General features: G+C 69.3%; 15 protein-coding genes. 14 read left to right on the forward strand and 1 reads right to left on the reverse strand.

The window, feature by feature from the left end:
- Positions 1-20 precede the first annotated feature (20 nt).
- From EDD92_RS43430 to EDD92_RS43440, 3 genes are all read left to right on the forward strand, one after another.
- On the forward strand, positions 21-2,615 hold the full coding sequence (locus EDD92_RS43430) for an alpha/beta hydrolase fold domain-containing protein (RefSeq protein WP_123969352.1): 2,595 nt from the start codon (positions 21-23) through the stop codon (positions 2,613-2,615).
- A 227-nt stretch (positions 2,616-2,842) separates the two neighbouring features.
- Complete coding sequence (locus tag EDD92_RS43435; RefSeq protein ID WP_123969353.1) at positions 2,843-3,598, forward strand: SDR family NAD(P)-dependent oxidoreductase; 756 nt, start codon at positions 2,843-2,845, stop codon at positions 3,596-3,598.
- A gap of 589 nt (positions 3,599-4,187) precedes the next feature.
- The gene (locus tag EDD92_RS43440) at positions 4,188-6,533 is read left to right on the forward strand and encodes a LuxR C-terminal-related transcriptional regulator (protein WP_123969354.1); all 2,346 of its coding nucleotides are present in this window, start codon (positions 4,188-4,190) and stop codon (positions 6,531-6,533) included.
- Positions 6,534-6,625: 92 nt separating this feature from the next.
- Here EDD92_RS43440 and EDD92_RS43445 read toward each other — a convergent pair whose 3' ends face one another.
- Positions 6,626-8,119: a long-chain fatty acid--CoA ligase gene (locus tag EDD92_RS43445; RefSeq protein ID WP_123969355.1), complete on the reverse strand. Its 1,494-nt coding sequence runs from the start codon at positions 8,117-8,119 to the stop codon at positions 6,626-6,628.
- Between the two features lie 153 nt (positions 8,120-8,272).
- On the opposite strand from EDD92_RS43445, the gene EDD92_RS43450 reads away from it, so the two are divergent.
- The 11 genes from EDD92_RS43450 to catA all read left to right on the forward strand — a co-directional run bounded on the left by EDD92_RS43450 (position 8,273) and on the right by catA (position 18,720).
- Positions 8,273-9,439, forward strand: a complete 1,167-nt coding sequence (locus tag EDD92_RS43450) for a CdaR family transcriptional regulator (RefSeq protein WP_123969356.1) — start codon at positions 8,273-8,275, stop codon at positions 9,437-9,439.
- Positions 9,440-9,489: 50 nt separating this feature from the next.
- The gene (locus tag EDD92_RS43455) at positions 9,490-10,395 is read left to right on the forward strand and encodes a LysR family transcriptional regulator (RefSeq protein ID WP_099933247.1); all 906 of its coding nucleotides are present in this window, start codon (positions 9,490-9,492) and stop codon (positions 10,393-10,395) included.
- A gap of 172 nt (positions 10,396-10,567) precedes the next feature.
- On the forward strand, positions 10,568-11,725 hold the full coding sequence (locus EDD92_RS43460; protein ID WP_123969357.1) for an acyl-CoA dehydrogenase family protein: 1,158 nt from the start codon (positions 10,568-10,570) through the stop codon (positions 11,723-11,725).
- A gap of 213 nt (positions 11,726-11,938) precedes the next feature.
- Entirely contained in the window at positions 11,939-12,337 is a 399-nt protein-coding gene (locus tag EDD92_RS43465; protein ID WP_123969358.1) for a hypothetical protein, read from the forward strand.
- A 51-nt stretch (positions 12,338-12,388) separates the two neighbouring features.
- On the forward strand, positions 12,389-13,405 hold the full coding sequence (locus EDD92_RS43470) for a phenol 2-monooxygenase (protein WP_123969359.1): 1,017 nt from the start codon (positions 12,389-12,391) through the stop codon (positions 13,403-13,405).
- Positions 13,402-13,689, forward strand: a complete 288-nt coding sequence (locus tag EDD92_RS43475; protein ID WP_123969360.1) for an MmoB/DmpM family protein — start codon at positions 13,402-13,404, stop codon at positions 13,687-13,689. Before EDD92_RS43470 ends, EDD92_RS43475 begins: the two co-directional genes overlap by 4 nt.
- Position 13,690: 1 nt before the next feature.
- On the forward strand, positions 13,691-15,235 hold the full coding sequence (locus tag EDD92_RS43480) for a YHS domain-containing protein (protein ID WP_123969361.1): 1,545 nt from the start codon (positions 13,691-13,693) through the stop codon (positions 15,233-15,235).
- 1 nt (position 15,236) lies between these two features.
- On the forward strand, positions 15,237-15,557 hold the full coding sequence (locus EDD92_RS43485) for a phenol hydroxylase subunit P4 (protein ID WP_123969362.1): 321 nt from the start codon (positions 15,237-15,239) through the stop codon (positions 15,555-15,557).
- Between the two features lie 80 nt (positions 15,558-15,637).
- The gene (locus EDD92_RS43490) at positions 15,638-16,690 is read left to right on the forward strand and encodes an NADH:ubiquinone reductase (Na(+)-transporting) subunit F (RefSeq protein ID WP_123969363.1); all 1,053 of its coding nucleotides are present in this window, start codon (positions 15,638-15,640) and stop codon (positions 16,688-16,690) included.
- Positions 16,691-16,699: 9 nt separating this feature from the next.
- Positions 16,700-17,803: a mandelate racemase/muconate lactonizing enzyme family protein gene (locus EDD92_RS43495; RefSeq protein ID WP_123969364.1), complete on the forward strand. Its 1,104-nt coding sequence runs from the start codon at positions 16,700-16,702 to the stop codon at positions 17,801-17,803.
- Between the two features lie 47 nt (positions 17,804-17,850).
- Positions 17,851-18,720 carry a catechol 1,2-dioxygenase gene (gene catA / locus EDD92_RS43500; protein WP_123969365.1) on the forward strand — a complete coding sequence of 290 codons (870 nt, stop codon included), beginning with the start codon at positions 17,851-17,853 and terminating at the stop codon, positions 18,718-18,720.
- The last annotated feature ends 11 nt before the right edge of the window (positions 18,721-18,731 follow it).

The raw sequence follows: 18,731 nt of genomic DNA on the forward strand, positions 1-18,731 counted from the left end.
GCTGAACCCAGAGTCGGTACATGGACGAAACACATGTCGACGCAGTCATCGTGGGTGCCGGCTTCTCCGGCCTCTACGCCACCCACCGCCTCCGCAACCAGCAGGGCCTGTCGGTTCAGTCCTTCGAGGCGGCCTCGGGACCCGGCGGCGTCTGGCACTGGAACCAGTACCCCGGCGCGCGCTGCGACTTCGAGAGCATCTTCTACTCCTTCTCCTTCGACGAGGACCTGCAGCGGGAGTGGCGCTGGAAAGAGCGGTACGCCGCGCAGCCGGAGATCCTGGCCTACCTGGAGCATGTGGCCGACCGGTTCGACCTGCGCCGCAGCTACCGCTTCAGCACGCGCGTCACGTCTGCGGTCTGGGACGACGCCGCTCAGCGCTGGGTTGTCGGCACGGACGACGGCGGCGTCACCTTCGCGCGGTTCTTCATCAACGCGGCTGGCGCCTTCTCGGTGAACAAGCCGAACGACTTCCCGGGCCAGGAGACGTTCCGAGGCACAGTCGTCCACACCAGCCGGTGGCCTGCCGACGGCGTCGATCTGGCCGGCAAGCGTGTCGCCGTGATCGGCACCGGCTCGACCGGCATCCAGGTCATCCAGACGATCGCCCCGCAGGTCTCCGAACTGACCGTGTTCCAGCGGACCGCGAACTTCGCCTGCCCCCTCGGGAACCGTCCGCTCACCGACGAGGAGTTCGAGCAGACCGTCGCCGACTACCCGAGGCTGCGGGAGGAGTCGCGCAACAGCCTGGCCGGCGCCGCGTACCCGCGCGCCACGCGCCCCGCGCTGGCGGACAGCCCCGAGGAACGCCGCAAGACGTACGACACGTACTACAACGGCGGCGGCTTCCGGATGCTCGCGTCCACCTACTTCGACCTGATCTACAACCCGGCGGCCAACGAGACGGCCGCGGAGTACATCCGCGACCGGATCCGGGAGCGGGTCAAGGACCCGAAGACTGCGGAACTGCTGTGTCCGAAGGGACACCCGTACGGCGCCAAGCGCGCCACGTTCGAGACGAACTACTACGAGACGTTCAACCTGCCGCACGTGCGTCTCGTCGACGCCAGGACGACCCCGATCGAGCGGATCACCGAGAAGGGCATCGCCACCACGGCAGAGGAGTACGAGTTCGACGTGATCGTGCTCGCCACGGGCTTCGACGTGGGCGCGGGCGCCCTGATGCGGATGGGTGTGGTGGGCCGCGGCGGCCGGAAACTGACCGACCACTGGGCGGACGGGCAGCGCGCGTACATCGGAATGGCCAACCACGGCTTCCCGAACCTGTTCCACGTCAACGGTCCGCAGAGCGCGGCGGCCCTCTTCAACAACCCGATCGCCATCGAGGACAGTGTCGACTTCATCGGCGACCTCATCGCCTATACGGACGCGCACCGTCACCGGACGGCCGAGGTGACGGCCGCGGCCGAGGACCGGTACAACGAGGTGGTCGCGGAGGTCGCCGAGGTGACGCTGTTCCCCAAGGCGGTCACCTGGTACATGGGCGACAACATTCCGGGCAAGCCGCGGAGGCCGCTCTCGCTGTTCACCGGTGCGCCGATGTACCGCGCCATCTGCGCGGAGGTTCAGGCGACCGAGTACGCCGGTTTCTCGCTCGACGGGGACGCGCGAGACCTGCCGAACTCGATCAAGATCGACGGTGCGGCGGTCTTCCTCCTCGCCGGCCTGATGAACATGGGCGCCAAGCCGCTCGAGGAGTCCTCCCTGGAGGAGATCCGAGCTGCCATCGAGGGCTTCAAGAACATGCAGCTGCCCGTTCCCTCGGATGTCGGCATCACCGACACGCAGTACCCGACGGACGGTGGTGAGCGGACGGTGCGCCTGTACCGGCCGCCCCTCGAGGGCCCGCTGCCCGTGGTCGTCTTCCTGCATGGCGGCGGCTGGATCGCGGGCAGTCTCGATGCGTACGACGAGCCCTGCGCGTCCCTCGCCCGGCGCCTCGGCGCTCTCGTCGTGTCCCCGGACTACCGGCTCGCCCCCGAGCACCCGTTCCCGGCGGCGGTCGACGACACGATGGCGGCGCTGCGCTGGGCGGCGGAGAACATCGCCGAGTACGGCGGCGACCCGGAGCGGATCGCGGTGGGCGGCGAGAGCGCCGGTGCGAACCTCGCCGCGGTGGCCGCGCTGCGCACCCGGGACGAGGGCGGACCGCGCCTTGCCGCCCAGGTCCTCGTCACTCCGCCGACCGATTTCACCGCCGACACCGAGTCCCGCAAGACCTTCGCGCGCGGCCCGGTCATCTCCACCGAGCTGGGCGGGCGCATGGCGGCCTGGTATCTCGGCGACCCTGCCCACGTGACGTCGTCCTGGGCCGCCCCGGCACACGCGCAGGACCTGTCGAACCTGCCGCCCGCACTGGTGATCACCATGGAGATCGATCCGCTACGCGACGAGGGCGAGCACTACGCGCGAGCGCTGACGGAAGCCGGTGTGCCGACCGTCTGCCGACGCCTCGACGGTCTGATCCACACCACGTTCGTGCTCTCCGGTGCGATTCCGCGCGCCGCCGAGATCCAGGACGCCATCCGCGACTTCCTCGCGCCGCTGCTGTCGGCCGAGGCCGGGACGGAGAAGGCCGAAGCGCTCCTCGGCTGAGCAGGCCCGGCGAGTTCACGGCGCACGAGCCGTGAGCGACGGGTGCCGATTGCTTGCCCGGTGCCTGGCCGGGCCTGGGCCCCGCGCGGCATCGATGGCTTGATGCCCACGGGGCACCGCTTCTGACGCTCGCTCAGCGCACGCCAGGGATACCTGCCACCGTCCGGCGTGCGATGGCGCGGCACCACAGCACGATCACCATTACGCAGACCGGAGAGGAAAACAGCATGACCGGAATTCTGGAGGGCAAGCGTGCGCTGCTGACCGGCGCGCACCGGGGCATCGGCCGGGCGGTCGCCGAAGCGTTCGTCGCCGCCGGCGCCCGCGTCGTGATCGCCGACATCGAGGGGGCCGACAAGGCAGCTCTGGAGATCGGCCACGACACCGTCGGCGTCACCTGCGACGTCCGCTCCGGCGACAGCGTGGCCGCGGCGGTCGCCGAGGCCACGCGTGCCCTGGGCGGACTCGACGTGCTGGTCAACAACGCCGGTGTCGAGTGCTTCGGTCCCCTCCACGAACTGACCGAGGACGAGTTCGATCGGATGTACTCGGTCAACCTGCGGGGTACCTGGCTGGTCTACAAGCACGCGGTTCCCGCGCTGACGGACGGCGGCGGCGCGATCGTCAACATCGCCTCGCTGGCCGGCGTCGTCGGGTTCCCCCTGCTCGGCGCCTACGCGGCGGTCAAGGCCGGTGTCGTGCGCATGACCGAGGTGATGGCGCTTGAGCTGCGCGACCTTGGCGTGCGCGCCAACGCGATCTGTCCCGGCTTCATCGAAACCCCCATGATCGAGCGCGCCTTCACAGAGTTCGAGGCCGCCACCGGAACGCCGCTGAAGGATCTGATCACTCGGGGGCAGGGACGGCTCGGCACACCCGGGGAAGTGGCTTCGCTGGCCACCTACCTGGCCTCGGAGGGCGCCTCGTTCGTCAACGGCACCGCCACCGTGATCGACGGAGGGATGAACGTGCAGCGAGTGTGAGAGGGCTGATCTGCTGACCACCGGCGCACCTACTCGGGGCAAACGTGCTCACCGGCGGCGTGAGGCGCCGGAGCCCTTGGCGACCTTGCGGGCGGCGACCATCACCCATCGGACCGGGGCGGCCCACGTCCCTGGTGAGCCCGACGTTCACGTCACGAGAGCGACGGCGGCACAGGCCCTGCCCGACCGGTCCAGCGGCGCGGGCAGCCACTGCGGCGCCGCCGACGATCGCCTTACCGAGGGTGGTGGCGTAACCGGTGCGGCGCACTGGGCCGGCGCCTGCTCGAAGTCCGAGGCGGTGCAGGTGGTGGTGTCCGTGCGGGGCGGGAATCGGGCGGCCCTGCGGGCCGCCGCAAGGGCAGGGTCGAAGGCTGCGATCGCTTGCCGGCGCTGGAGCAGTGCGGGGGCCGGCGCCGCTTCGCCTGGCGGGTGGCCGCTTCTCTTCCGCGAGGCCGCGGCTCCACAGCATGATCAGCAGCCGGTGCGCCGTGCTCCTGCGAGCAGGCTTTTGCTTGCTGGGGGTGGTCGCGAGAATTGATCGGCCCCGCGAGGGTGTGGTGTTCGGGTTGGACTCGCCTAGGATCTCTGCATGACTAGCGCCCAGGCCTCTCAACGAGGAGGGAACCGGGTCGGTCCATCTCTGAATCGCTTGATCGCGCGAAGGAGCGATCTCGACGTCGCACAGCGGACACTTTCGGAATCCAGGCTGCTGACCTTCGTCGGGGCAGGCGGTGTGGGTAAGACGCGGCTGGCCCTGGAATTGGCCTATCGAGCTCGCAACGGCTTCCCCGACGGCGCGTGGCTGGTCCGACTGGCCGATCTGAGCATCGGTGCAGGGGGCGCGGAGGTGGAGTCCGCGGTGGTCAGCGCCCTGGACATCAACGATCAGTCCGCCACGCAGCCGCGTGAGAAGCTGCTGTCCTTCTTGAGCAGCCGCAAACTGCTGCTGCTTCTGGACAACTGCGAGCACGTGCTGGACTCTGTGCGGGCGGCGGTGCCGGTCATGCTGCGCGAGGCTCCGCAGCTGCGCGTGGTGGCCACGAGCCGGGAACCCCTCGGTGTCGAGGGGGAGGTGCTGCGGCCGGTGCTGCCACTGAGCGTGCCCGAACCGGCCACCCCGGCTGCGCAGCTGATCGCGGACGGGTCGGTGAGCCTGCTGGTGGAGCGGGCGCGTGCCGTCGATCCCGAGTTCGATGTCACCGAAGACAACGCTGAGGCCGTGGTCGAGCTGTGCCGGCTGCTGGAAGGCATACCGCTGGCTATCGAGCTGGCAGCAGCGAAGCTGCGAGCGCTGACCGTCGAGCAGGTGGTGGAACGGTTTGGCCGACGACTGGCGTCGTTGACCGCGCCGGTTGCCGAGTCCCGGTCGCGGCACGGATCACTGCGGGCGATGGTGGATTGGAGCTACCAGCTTTGCCCGCGGACCGCGCAGATCCTCTGGCGCCGTTTGTCGGTGTTTCCCGCAACCTTCGATCTTGAGCTCGCTGAAGAGGTCTGTGCTTTTGGCGAACTGCACCCCGACGACGTCGTCGATTCCATCGAGCGTCTGGTCGGGCAGTCGATCCTGCTGGCCGAGCGCGACGTCGGCACCATGCGGTACCGCCTGCTCGCTCCCGTCCGTGAGATCGCGGCCGAACACGCCGAACAGGCCGGCGAAGCTGACGAGTTGCGGCGCAGACATCGCGACGTGATGCTGCGCCGGGCCCAGTGGGTCCTCGACCAGTGGTGCGGTCCCCAGCAGGAGGCCCTGCTGGAGCGGATGCGCCTGGAGCACGCGGACCATGTCGCAGCGGTGCAGTGGAGCCTCTTCACTCCGGGGGAGGAACGAGCCGCTCTGCGCCTGATGGCACGGCTGCGCTACCACTGGCTGTCCGGAGGGTTCCTCGCCGACGGCCGGACGCGGATGGAGGCAGCGCTCGCCGCGGTCACCGCGCCGTCGCCGGAGCGGGCCGAGGGCGTGTGGGTGATGATCTGGATCGCGTTGATCCAGGGGGACCACCACAGTGCCGCACGGTGGCTCAGCACACTTGCGGACCTCGCGGAGGAACTGGACGACCCCGGCGTGAAGCTGCGTGTCACCCACTGGGGGGCGCTGTGGGCGCTCTTCACCGGAGACGCAGACACCGCGGTGCAGGGCTTGCGGACCGCTGTCGACGGACACCGCGACCGCGGTGATAGTGAGTTGGAACTCGCCGCTCTCTATATGCTAGCCACCGCGCTCGCCTGCGCCGGCCGGGCAGCCGAGGCCGTGGAGATCAGCCGCAGCACGGTGGCGTTGTGCGAGACGTACCGAGACAGGTCCGGCCGCGCCTTCTCCCTCTGGGCTGCGGGCCTGGCCGAGTGGACGTTGGGCCGCCTGGAGGAGGCGGAGCGATCGGCCCGTGCGGCACTGCGGGTTCAACTCCCGTCCGAAGGGATCGGCGTCGCTCTGTGCACCGACCTGCTGGCCTGGGTGGCCTACGACCGTGGTGAGGTGGACCGCGCGGCCGCCCTGTGCGAGGCGGCACGGCGAGTGTGGCGTTCCCTCGGCACGTCGATCGCCGCCTTCGGGCCGCAGGTGTCGGAGTTCGCGGAACGCCACTGCGCCCACCAGCTCGATCTGCCGAGTTCCGGGGGTGGCGAGCCCTCCGTTCCGCTGTGGCGCCTGCGGGATGTGATCGATCTGGCCCTGGGCGCCGAGGGGAGTACGGCCGTGGCCCGGCGCGCCGATGCCACCGAGCCGCTCACCAAGCGGGAGCTGGAGGTCGCCGCCCTGATCGAATCCGGCTTGTCCAACCGGGAGATCGCCCATCGGCTGGTGATCGCGAAGCGCACCGCCGACGGTCACGTCGAGCGGATCCTCGCCAAGCTCGGGTTCACCTCGCGGGCCCAGATCGCCGCGTGGATGGCCCGCCGACGCGCACAGTTCGCCGGGCGTACGGGCGGGATCGGATAGCGCCGACCGCACCCGGCTCCGACCGCTGTCGCCAGGCAGACGTAAGGGCCTCCGAGCCGCCACAGCTGCTCGAAGGCCCTCAACCCTTGTCCTCAGACGCTGGATGCGGTGATCTCCCGCTTGAGGATCTTGCCGGTGGGCCCGGTCGGCAGGGAGTCGGTCAGCCACACGCGGCGCGGGTACTTGTACGCCGCCACCCGCTCCTTGACGAACTTCTGTAGTTCCCCCGGCGTGGCCTGCGCACCGGGGCGCAGGACGACCGCGGCGGCCACCTCCTCACCGAGCTTGTCGTCCGGCACACCCACGACGGCGGCCAGGGCGACGGCGGGGTGCTCGTGCAGGACCTCTTCGATCTCGCGCGGATAGACGTTGTAGCCGCCCCGGATGATCAGGTCCTTCTTGCGGTCGACGATGTACAGGTCACCGTCCTCGTCCCGCCGGGCCATGTCACCGGTGTGAAACCAACCGTCGGAAATGGCCGCCGCCGTCTCCTCGGGGCGGTTCCAGTAGCCCTTCATCACGTTCGGGCCGCGCACGACCAGCTCGCCCACCTCGCCCGTGGCCACTTCCTGTCCGTCGGCGTCCAGCAGCCGTACCTCGACGTCGCGGACGGGCGTCCCCACCGAACCGGGCTTGCGCATGCGGTCGGGGCGGCAGAAGGAGACGGCGGGGCTCGTCTCGGACAGGCCGTAGGCCTCCAACACCATGCAGCCGAAGTGGCGCTCGAAGCCGTGCAGGATCTCCACCGGCAGCGCGGCCCCGCCCGAGATGCAGGTGCGCAGGGCGGACACATCCACGTTCGCGGCAGCCGGGTGCTGCAGCAGCGCTGCGTACATGGTGGGGACGCCCTCGAACACGGTGGCGCCCTCGCGAGCGAGGATGTCGAGCACGGTCTCCGCGTCGAACCGGGGGACGATCACGAGCAGAGCGCCGCTCTTCACCGCGGCGTTGAGGGTGGCGGTCTGGCCGAAGATGTGGAAGAGCGGCAGGCAGCCCACCACCACGTCGTCCGAGACCATCCTGGCCAGGTCGGTGACGATGATCTCGGTGTTGTGGCGCAGGTTCGCATGGGTCAGCGAGGCGCCCTTGGGGCGGCCGGTGGTGCCGGAGGTGTAGAGCAGGACCGCGATGTCGTCCCCGTCGACCGCGGTGACCTGTCGATGGGGCTCGTGCCGCCCGAGACGCTCGGCGAAGTCGGCGGGCTCGACGACCAGGTGCCGCACGCCGGCGGCGGCAGCACCCTTGTCGCCCTCACCTGGCGCCTCGTGCCACTCGAAGAGCAGCACGGCACCGCAGTCGCCCAGGTGGTAGGCGACCTCCCGCTCCTTGAGCAGCGGGTTCAGCGGCAGGACTATGCCGCCGGCGCGCAGGATGCCGTAGTAGAGGATGATGAACTCGGGTGAGCTGGGCAGCATCAGGGCGACCCGGTCGCCGGGCCGGACCCCCTCGGCGCGCAGCAGTGCGGCGGCTCGGGCGCTCGCCTCGTCCAGCTCCGCGTAGCTGATGGTCGCCGTTCCCAGCCGCAGCGCGGGGCGCTCCGGCTGTCGGGCGGCCGTCGCCACCAGGAACTCCGCGAGATTGGGCATGCCTGTCTCCTCTTGCGACTACGTGCATCGCGCGTCCCAGCGATGCTTGGCGGCATGCTGCCGCCCGTAATGAGGAGCGTCTATGGCAGCACATACAGCATCGCTGTGGACTGCTTGTTCCCAGAAACAAGGACCCCGCCATAAGCTGCGGAGATGGACCTCTCCGGTGTCGCTTCGGTACTGCAGGAGCGCCTTCACGAAATCAGTGAGGCGTTGGCGGTGCGCATTCGTGCCGAGGTTGATTCCTACGCCGATGATTCGGTTGTTCCCGGGGAATCGCTGCGGCTTTCCGTGGAGCGCAATGCCCGGGTCGTCCTGGCGTATTTCGCCGAGGGCAGCGAGCCCGACTCCCGCCCGGCGCGCGAGACCGGACGGATCCGCGCTGAGCAGGGCGTCCCGCTGGTGGACGCCCTGCACGCCTACCGGATCGCGTTCGACTCGCTCTGGGCGCTCATCCTCGACGAGGCTCGGCACTACCCCGAGGTGGCTGAGGCCCAGCTCGCAGCCGGATCCTCGGAGATCTGGATGCTGTTCGGCCGGTACGCGGAGGTGCTCGCCACCGCATACCGGGAGACCTCCACCGAGTTGAGCCGGCAGCGCGAGGCGAGACGCTCAGCACTGGTCGAGGCAGTGTGCAGGGGCGACATCACGGACCCTGCCGGTCTCGACGACGCGGCGCGCCACCTCGGGCTGCCCAAGGACGGACCGTATGCGGTGGTGGTGGCCGCGGGCCTCGGGGCGGGAGAGGAACCGTTGCCCGGGATCGAGGCGGCGTTGCGCGAGGCTCACGTGCCCTCGGCCTGGAGACTGCTGCTGGACCAGCAGATCGGTGTTCTGTCCCTCGCCGCACCGGACGCCGAGACGCTGAGCCTCCGGACCCTGCGGCGGCGCCGCGCCCGGATGGGGATCAGCCCGCTGTTCGACTCGCTCGGCGACACCCCCCGGGCACTGCGCTTCGCACGGCTGGCGCTCGCCGGGCTGGCCCGGGAGTCGGCGGGCGTGGCCTGCTTCGACGACCATCCGCTGGCCATGGTCGTCGCGGCGGCGCCCGAGGAGGCGACACGCCTCGTGCACGTCATCCTGAAACCTGTGCTCGTTCTGCCCCCGCAGGACCGGACGCGCCTCCTGGAGACTCTCCGCCACTGGTTCGCCGCAGGTGGCCGGGCACAGGACACCGCCGAGCGGATGTTCCTGCATCCGAACACGATCCGTTACCGGCTGCGCCGGATCGAGGAACTGACCGGTCGCTCCCTGTCCGATCCCCGCACCCTGGCCGATCTCGGGGTGGCGCTGGAGGCTCTGCGCGTCCTTCCCCACTGATCAGGCTGTACGGGCCGGGAGCCGCGACCGGCCACCTTATGCTCCCCAGCATGGAGCTACGGCACATCCGGTACTTCGTCGCCGTTGCCGAGGAGTGTCACTTCGGGCGCGCCGCGGAACGTCTGCACATCGCCCAGCCTCCGCTGTCGCAGCAGATCAAACAGCTGGAGACGGAACTCGGCGTACAACTTCTGACCCGGTCGACCCGCCGGGTCGAACTCACACCCGCCGGTGCCCGGTTCCTGGAGCGGGCGCGCGGCATCCTCGCCGCGGTGGACGCCGCCGCGGACGAGACAGGGCTCGTCGCCTCCGGCCTGGTCGGCAAGCTAGCCATCGGTTTCACTGGTTCGGCGACGTACGAGCTGCTGCCGGCGGTGGCCCGAGCGCTGCGCGAGGAGTTCCCGGGGATCGAGCTGGAGCTCAAGGGGGAGATGCTGACACCACGCCAGGTGGAAGCGCTGCACGACCGGTCCCTGGACATCGCCTTCCTGCGCCCCCCGGTACGCGACCCCGAGCTGAACGTCCTGGTGTTCCGTCGGGAACCGCTCATCGCCGTGCTGCCGGAGGGGCACGAACTCGCCGACCGGAAGAGCGTGCCGCTGGCCGAGCTGCAGACCGAACCGTTCATCTGTTACCCCTCCCAGCATCGATCGGTGGTGTACGACGCCGTCTTCGATGCCTGCCAGCGAGCGGGCTTCCATCCTTCGGCAGTGCAGGAGGTGGCTGAGACCTCGACTCTCGTTGCCTTTGTCGCCGGCGGGCTCGGCGTCGCGCTCGTGCCCGCCTCGGTGCGGCACCTGCACATCACGGGGGCCACATACCGGCCCCTGTCGGGCACGACCGAGGAGGTCGAGCTGGCCGTCGCGACCCGAGCGGGCGAGGACTCCGCGCTGCTCGCCCGGGTGATGCCGCGCCTGCGGTGGCTGCTGGGCGGCGGCCGACCTGCCGCCCGCTGACGGCTCGGACCTGCTCTGACGTGTCGTGGGTCTCTGTACTGCCACGATGGCCGACGGGTAATCTCGCAAAGCAAGCGCTTAGTCAGTCGCTTGGTCCCCTCAGTGTGCTCGCCCGTCCGCTGGTCTCCGCTGGTCGCGAGGCTGGTCGCGAGCTTGACGAAGGAGCATGTCCGTGCGCCGTACGGTATTCAACGAAGATCACGAGGTGTTCCGGGAGACCCTCCGCGCCTTCATCGAGGCCGAGGTCGTTCCGGTCCACGACGAATGGCTCGCCGCCGGCCAGGCGCCGCGCGAGTTCTACTTCAAGCTCGCCGAGCTGGGCCTGTTCGGGATCGCCGTGCCGGAGGAGTACGGCGGCGCGGGCGTGGACACCCACAAGTTCGAGGCCGTCCAGTACGAGGAGACGGCCCGCGCCGGTGTCACCTTCGGCGGGTCCGGCGTCCACGTCAACCTCTGCCTGCCGTACATCAAGATGCTCGCCACCGACGAGCAGAAGAAGCGCTACCTGCCCAAGTTCGTCTCCGGTGAGGAGATGTGGGCCATCGCGATGACCGAGCCGGGCACCGGCTCCGACCTCGCGGGCATGAAGACCACTGCCAAGCTCTCCGAGGACGGCACGCACTACGTCCTCAACGGCGCCAAGACCTTCATCACCGGTGGCGTGCACGCCGACCGCGTGATCGTCTGCGCCCGCACCGCCGCCCCGACGGCCGAGGACCGCCGCCACGGCATCTCCCTCCTCGTGGTGGACACCAAGTCCGAGGGCTACTCGGTCGGCCGCAAGCTCGACAAGCTCGGCATGAAGACCTCCGACACCGCCGAGCTGGCCTTCGTCGACGTCAAGGTCCCCGTCGAGAACCTCCTCGGTGAGGAGAACAAGGGCTTCCACTACCTCGGCCACAACCTCGCCTCCGAGCGCTGGGGCATCGCCTACGGCGCGTACGCGCAGGCCAAGGCCGCCATCCGGTTCACCCAGCAGTACGCGCAGGAGCGGGTCGTCTTCGGCAAGCCGGTCGCCACGTTCCAGAACACCAAGTTCGAGCTGGCCGCCTGCAAGGCCGAGGTGGACGCGGCCGAGGCCGTGATCGACCGCGCCACGGAGGCCCTCGACGCCGGCGAGCTGACCCCCGCCGAGGCCGCCAGTACAAAGCTCTTCTGCACCGAGGTCGCCCACCGCGTGATCGACCGCTGCCTTCAACTGCACGGCGGCTACGGCTACATGAACGAGTACCCGATCGCCCGCCTGTACGCGGACAACCGCGTCAACCGGATTGTCGGCGGCACCGACGAGATCATGAAGACGATCATCGCCAAGGACATGGGTCTGTAGGCATCAGGCACTCCAGTCCCTGCTCGATCGGCTCGACGTCGAGTAGATCGAGCAGGACGTCTTCTGAACATGACGCCCCGGATATCAATCCATTAGTAATCGATATTTCACACGTCATTGCGGCGCTGTAACACTCAGAGCAACCGCAGGCCGCGGCAGTGGCGCACCGCCCGAGCGGCCCCGCGGACGTCGGCTCGGAGCAAGGAGCGCCCGATGACGCCGTTCATGATTTCCGTGACGTCCCTGCTCGACGGGGCGCCACCGCCCGTGCCGGAGACCGAGCCGAGCCAGGCCGGCCCGGTGGCGGTCCTCACCGACACGCAGGTCGTCGTCCGGTCCCTCGCAGAGCAGTTGATCTGCGAGGCGAACACGGTCCTCCGGGACCACGGCACCGCCTTCACCCTGGTGGACGCGACCGGCCCCGGAAGCCTGTCATTCACCATCGGCTGCGGCGAAGCCGAAGCCCGGGTGGAGACCGCCGTGTCCGGCCGTACCGCCGTCGCCCGGCTCACCGCCCCCTGTCTCCCGGACGACGGACCGCGCCGGCTCACCGGCGAGGACGAGCTTCAGGCACTCCTGCTCGGCCTGATCGCCGCCTCCGTACGCCGCTGAAACAGCGAGACAACCGTCCCTGATGCCGATGAAGCCCGTCAGGAGAAGCTCGTGCAATACGAACTGCGCTACCGGGTCCTCGAACCGAGGCGCCAGACCTACCAGAACGTGATCGACCGCCTCGGCGACCAGCCGGCGAGCCGCTACCTCGAAGCGACACTCGACGTCGAGCCGAGGGAGAACTTCCACTACCGGCCCACCTGGGCGCAGGACCGCGAGCTGTACGACGAGCGGTTCTCCGCCCTGCGGCTGACGGATCCGTACAGCTACACCGATCCGCGCCAGTACTACTACACGCCGTACGTGACCCAACGAGCCGCGCTGCACGACGAGTTCGGCAAGACGCTGGGCTACCTGGAGGCGCGCGACCTGCTCGCGAAGCTGCCCGAGGCGTGGCACACAGTGCTGACCTCGGTGGTCGTCCCGCTCAGGCACTACGAGTCCGGGGCCCAGCTGGTGAGCGTCTCCGGCGCCCGCTTCGCCTACGGCACCTCCCTGGAGCAGTGCTGCACCTTCGCCGCGTTCGACCGGATCGGCAACGCGCAGATGCTCTCCCGGGCCGGGATCGCCGCCGGCGGCGGTACTGCCGAGGCGCTCAAGGAGGCCAAGCGGCAATGGCTTGAGGGCGAGCACCTCCAGCCGCTGCGCCGCCTGACCGAGGAGATCATGGTCGTCGAGGACTGGGCGGAGGGCCTGCTGGCCGTCGACCTCGTCGACTCACTCGTCTACCCGCTGCTGTACCAGCACCTCGACGAGACCGCGCTGCTCGGCGGGGCCGGCGCGTACAGCCTGGTCGCACAGCACCTGGCCACGTGGTACGCCGACCAGCGCAAGTGGCTGGACGCGCTGCTCACCTGCTGGGCGAACGACCCGGAACGCGGCGAGGACAACCGCGCCGTCCTGACCCGGATCGCCGCCACCTGGTCCGACCGGGCACGCGAGGCGGTCGCGGCCCTCACCGAGGCGATCGACCAGGCGCTCCCGCAGGCGGCGAGTGCCGCGGCGCTCGGCGAGCTCGCCGACGCCCACGCCACCGCATGGACCAAGACCACCGGAGGCGCCGCATGAGCACCAGAACACTGCGCCAGGTCGCCATCGACCTCCAGGAGTCCGAGGAGAACCGGGCCCTGATCGAGGCGATCAAGGACGACAACCCCGAACTGACCCTCCGTCACCTTCCCGGCCTCGTCAAGCTGCAGGCGGCGGGCCGGATCGTCATCAACCGCGAAAGCGTCGAGAACCGCCTCGGGCGGGAGTGGGAGACCGGCGAGTTCCAGCTGGCCATCGTCTCCTACACCGGCAACTTCTCCGAGTGGGACGACGACCGGATCATTGTGAGCTGGGAGCACTGACATGAGCGTGCCCACGAAGAAAGCCGCCTCGAAGCCGGCCCGCAAGCTGCCGCTCAAGGAGCGCTACGCGCTGCTCACCCGCGACCTGGACTGGGAGCCGGGATACGTCGACCGTGAGCAACTCTTTCCGCACACCCGCTACGAGGGCATCAAGATCCACGACTGGGACGGCTGGCAGGACCCCTTCCGGCTGACCGTGGACGCCTACTACAAGTACCAGGCGGAGAAGGACAAGCGGCTGTACGCCGTGCTGGACGGCTTCGCCCAGAGCCAGGGTCACCTGTCGCTGTCGGACGCCAGCTATCTGAACGCCATCAAGCTGTTCATCCAGGGCGTCACGCCCCTGGAGTACGCCGCGCACCGCCACTTCGCCTACCTGGCCCGCCACCTCGAGGGACCCGCCCCACGATTCGCGGCGCTGTGCCAGAGCGTGGACGAACTGCGCCACTGCCAGACGCAGATCCACACCATCAGCAACTACAACAAGTACTACGGCGGCTTCCACAGCTGGTCGAAGATGCACGACCGGGTCTGGTACCTGTCGGTGCCCAAGTCCCTCTTCGACGACGCGATGACCGCCGGGCCGTTCGAGTTCCTCATCTCCATCTCGTTCAGCTTCGAGTACCTGCTGACGAACCTCCTGTTCGTGCCGTTCATGAGCGGCGCCAGCTTCAACGGCGACATGCCGACCATGTCGTTCGGCTTCTCCGCCCAGTCCGACGAGAGCCGGCACATGACCCTGGGCCTGGAGGCCATCAAGTTCCTGCTGGAGCAGGACGAGGGCAACGTGCCGATCATCCAGGACTGGATCGACAAGTGGTTCTGGCGGGCGTACCGGATGTCCGCGCTGGTCGCGGGGATGATGGACTACATGCTGCCCAAGCCGGTGATGAGCTGGCGTGAGGCATTCGAGTTGTACTTCGAGGAGCAGATGCTCGGCGGGCTCTTCCCCGACCTCGAGTACTACGGTATCCAGCCGCCCCGGCACGTGAACGACGCGATCGCCGAGAAGGACCACCTCTCGCACCAGGTCTACAAGATCCTGCACAACTTCTCGTTCGCCGCCGCCTTCACCACCAAGACGCCCGACGAGGCCCACATGGCGTGGCTGGCGGAGCAGTACCCGGACTCCTTCGACCAGGTCTACCGGCCGGTCTGGGAGAAGCACCGGAAGATCGAGGCCGACGGCGGCCGGGTGTTCTTCCAAGGACTGCCGCAGCTGTGCCAGGTCTGCCAAGTTCCGATGGCCTTCACCGAGCCCGGAAATTCGGCCCAGATCTCCTTCCGGCGCAGCACCTTCCGCGACGAGACCTTCCACACCTGCAGCGACGGCTGTCAGTGGATCTTCGAACGGGAGCCGGAGAAGTACGTCCAGGCCTGGCTCCCGGTCCACCAGATCTACCAGGGCAACTGCGGTGGCCCAACCGTCCCCGACGTCCTCGCCTGGTACGGCATCCAGGAGGGCGACAACGGCGAGTACACGGGTTCCCCCGACCAGCTCGCCTGGGCCGCATGGCACAGCGACGGCGACGGCAAGGCGGTGTGAGATGACGGTCAAGGCGCTCTACGACTACGAGTTCCCGTCGGCCGACCGCGCCGAGGTGTTCGGCGACGATCAGCTGGTCTACGTGCACTGGCGTGGCAACCCGCTGTTCTGCTCGGCCGCCTGCTTCCGCGTACCGAAGAACATGCCGTTCGCGGAATTCGTCGATTCGATGGTGCACGGCTGGGCCGCGTCCGACCCCGACTTCGACCCCGCGTCAGTCACCGACTGGCGGCTGTTCGACGAACCGCTCACCGGCGGGCAGGACAAGTCGCTGGCCGACCTCGGCATCGGACACAAGGCTCTGCTCAGCTTCGCGGCCTGAGCGGCCACCGCAATCCACCCGCGGGTGCAGGCGCTGCCCGAGAAGCCCCGCACCCGCGGGTCCGGCAAGGGAGAACCGCAGTGACCACTCACACCGTCCGCATCGAGCCGCTCGGCGCGGAGATCGAGTGCCGTGAGGACCAGACGGTGCTGGACGCCGCTCTGCGCGAGGGCATCTGGCTGCCGCACGCGTGCACCCACGGCACCTGCGGCACCTGCAAGGCACAGATCCTCGAGGGCGACGCCGACCTTGGTGACGCCTCCCCGTACGCGCTGTTGGAGAGCGAACGTGAGGAGGGCTGCGCACTGCTGTGCGTGGCCTGCCCCCGCGGCGATCTCGTCGTGGAGGGCGAGGTGGACGTCGAGGAGGGCGTGGACATCCACCCGGTGCGGGACCGGGCGGGCCAGGTGACCGTCGTCGAGGACATCGCCCCGGACGTGCGGCGGGTCGTCATCACGCTGGACGAGCCGCTGGCGTTCAACCCGGGACAGTACGTCCTGCTGGACGTGCCCGGCGGCGAGCAGCGGCCGTACTCCATCGCCAGCAGCCCCGCCGACGGCGGCCGTATCGAACTGCACATCAAGCGTTCCGAGGGCGGGGTGTGTACCGACGGCTGGATCTTCCAGACTCTGAGTGCGGGGGAGCGGGTCACACTCTCCGGTCCGTACGGCCAGTTCTCCTTCCGGCCGCTGCGCGATGAACCCGTTCTGCTGCTGGCCGGTGGCACCGGTCTCGCTCCGATGGTGTCGATGCTCCGGCACCTGCTCGAGACCGGCACCGAGCGCGAGGTCGTGCTCTACCACGGCGTCGCCGCCCAGGAGGACCTCTACGACGCGGAGTGGTTCGAGACGCTTCAGGCGGAGCACGACTGGTTCACCTACCGCCCCGCCCTCTCCCGCGACAGCTGGCAGGGCCGCAGCGGGCGAGTCCCCGCCCTGCTGGCCGAGGACTATCCCCGCGCCTCCGGCCACGTGGCCTACGTCTGCGGCAGTCCGGCAATGGTCGCCGACACGCTGAAGTCTCTGATGAAGGCGCGCCTCTTCCCACGTGACATCTACAGGGAGGACTTCTTCGACGCGGCCGACCGCGCTGCCGGCACTCACGTCGTGCGCAGTCCGCTCATCCGCCGATAAGGACCAGACGTGAAGATCACCAGGATCGAGACGATCCCGTTCGCCATCCCCTACCGCAAGGCGCTGCGCTTCGCGAGCGGAGAGGTGGGCACGGCCGAGCACGTACTCGTCCGCGTCCACACCGAGGACGGGATCACCGGCACGGCGGAGGCGCCACCCCGCCCCTTCACCTACGGCGAGACCCAGGCGTCGATCATCGCCGTGATCGACACCGTCTTCGCTCCGCAAATCCTGGGCGAGTCCGCGCTGCGCCGCGAGGCGATCTGGTCTCGGCTGGCCAGGACGGTCGGCAATCCCACCGCCAAGGCCGCCCTCGACATGGCGCTGTGGGACGTCATAGGCCAGTCGCTGGGCGTGTCGGTGACCGAGCTCCTCGGCGGGTTCACCGACCGGATGCGGGTCGCCCACATGGTCGGCTTCGCCCCGGCGGCCGAGATGGTGGCCGAGGCCGAGAAGCTGCGCGCCGAGTACGGCATCACCGCCTTCAAGGTGAAGGTCGGGCGCCGCCCCTACCGGGACGACGTCGAGGCCACCCGCGCCCTGCGGGAAGCCCTCGGCGAGGACGTGGAGCTCTACATCGACGGCAACCGGGGCTGGACCGCGGCCGAATCGGCCCGCGCCCTGCGCGAGCTGGAGGACGTGGGCCTCACCTTCGCCGAGGAGCTGTGCCCGGCCGACGACGTCCTCGCCCGGCGCTGGCTCGCCGAGCACAGCAGCATCCCGCTGTACGCCGACGAGAGCGCCACCCGGCCCGCCGAGGTCACCCGCGAACTCCTCGCCGGAGCGGCGCACGGGGTGAGCGTGAAGACGGCACGCACGGGCTTCACCCAGTCCCAGCGCATCGTCCACCAGTGCGAGGGCCTGGGCGTCGACGTGGTGATGGGCAACCAGATCGACGGCCAGATCGGCTCCCTGTGCAGCGCCGCGTTCGGAGCCGCCTACCAGACCACCGCGCGGCGCCCCGCGGAACTGTCCAACTTCCTGGACATGACCGACGACCTGCTCGCCGAGCCGCTGCGGATCGAGAACGGCACGGTCCGCGTACGCGCGGCCGCCGGCCTCGGCATCGATATCGACGACAACAAGCTGAAGCACTACCGCCAGGACATTTGAACCGCCCATACATCTGACTCGACGACCAGCTCGAAGGAGAGCCGGACATGACTGATGTCACCACACAGCAGAGCACGGAACAGAAGGCCACCGCCGCTGCCTCGGGAGCCTCGGCGACCGAGCGTTTCCAGGCCAAAGAGCGCAGCGAGGCCGCCAGCAGCAAGGAGCGGGTCAGCACGCTCGCCTCGGAAGTCCTGGCCGCGGTACACGACGTGATCCGCCGTCACAAGGTCACCTACGCCGAGTACGACGCCCTCAAGGCCTGGCTGATCCAGGTCGGCCTCGACGGCGAGTGGCCGCTCTTCCTCGACGTGTGGGTGGAGCACGTGGTCGAGGAGGTCAACAACGAGGCCCGCCCCGGCAGCAAGGGCACCATCGAAGGGCCGTACTACGTGCCGGGCGCCCCGGCCCTGTCCGCGGACGCCACCCTGCCCATGCGTGAGGGCGAGAGCGGTACCCCCCTCGTCTTCCAGGGCCAGGTGCGCAGCGCCGACGGCACCCCGCTGCCGGGCGCCCTGGTCGACATCTGGCAGGCCGACGCCGACGGCCTGTACGCGCAGTTCGCGCCGGGCCTACCGGAATGGAACCTGCGCGGACGGGTCACCGCCGACGAGAAGGGCTCCTTCCGTATCCGCACCGTCGAGCCGGCCCCGTACCAGATCCCGACGGACGGCTCCTGCGGCAAGCTGATCGCCGCTGCCGGGTGGCACGCGTGGCGCCCCGCCCACCTCCACCTGAAGGTCAGCGCCCCCGACCACCAGACGCTCACCACCCAGCTGTACTTCCGCGGCGGCGAGCACGTCACCGATGACATCGCCTCCGCCGTCAAGCCCGAGCTGGTCCTTGACCCCGGCCCGGCGGCGGACGGCAATCGGCACGAGGTCCACTACGACCTCGAGCTCGCGCCGGAACGGTGAAGGACCGGAGG

It is taken from the genome of Streptomyces sp. TLI_185 (genome assembly GCF_003814765.1).
In the GTDB taxonomy this organism is placed as follows: Bacteria; Actinomycetota; Actinomycetes; order Streptomycetales; family Streptomycetaceae; genus Streptomyces.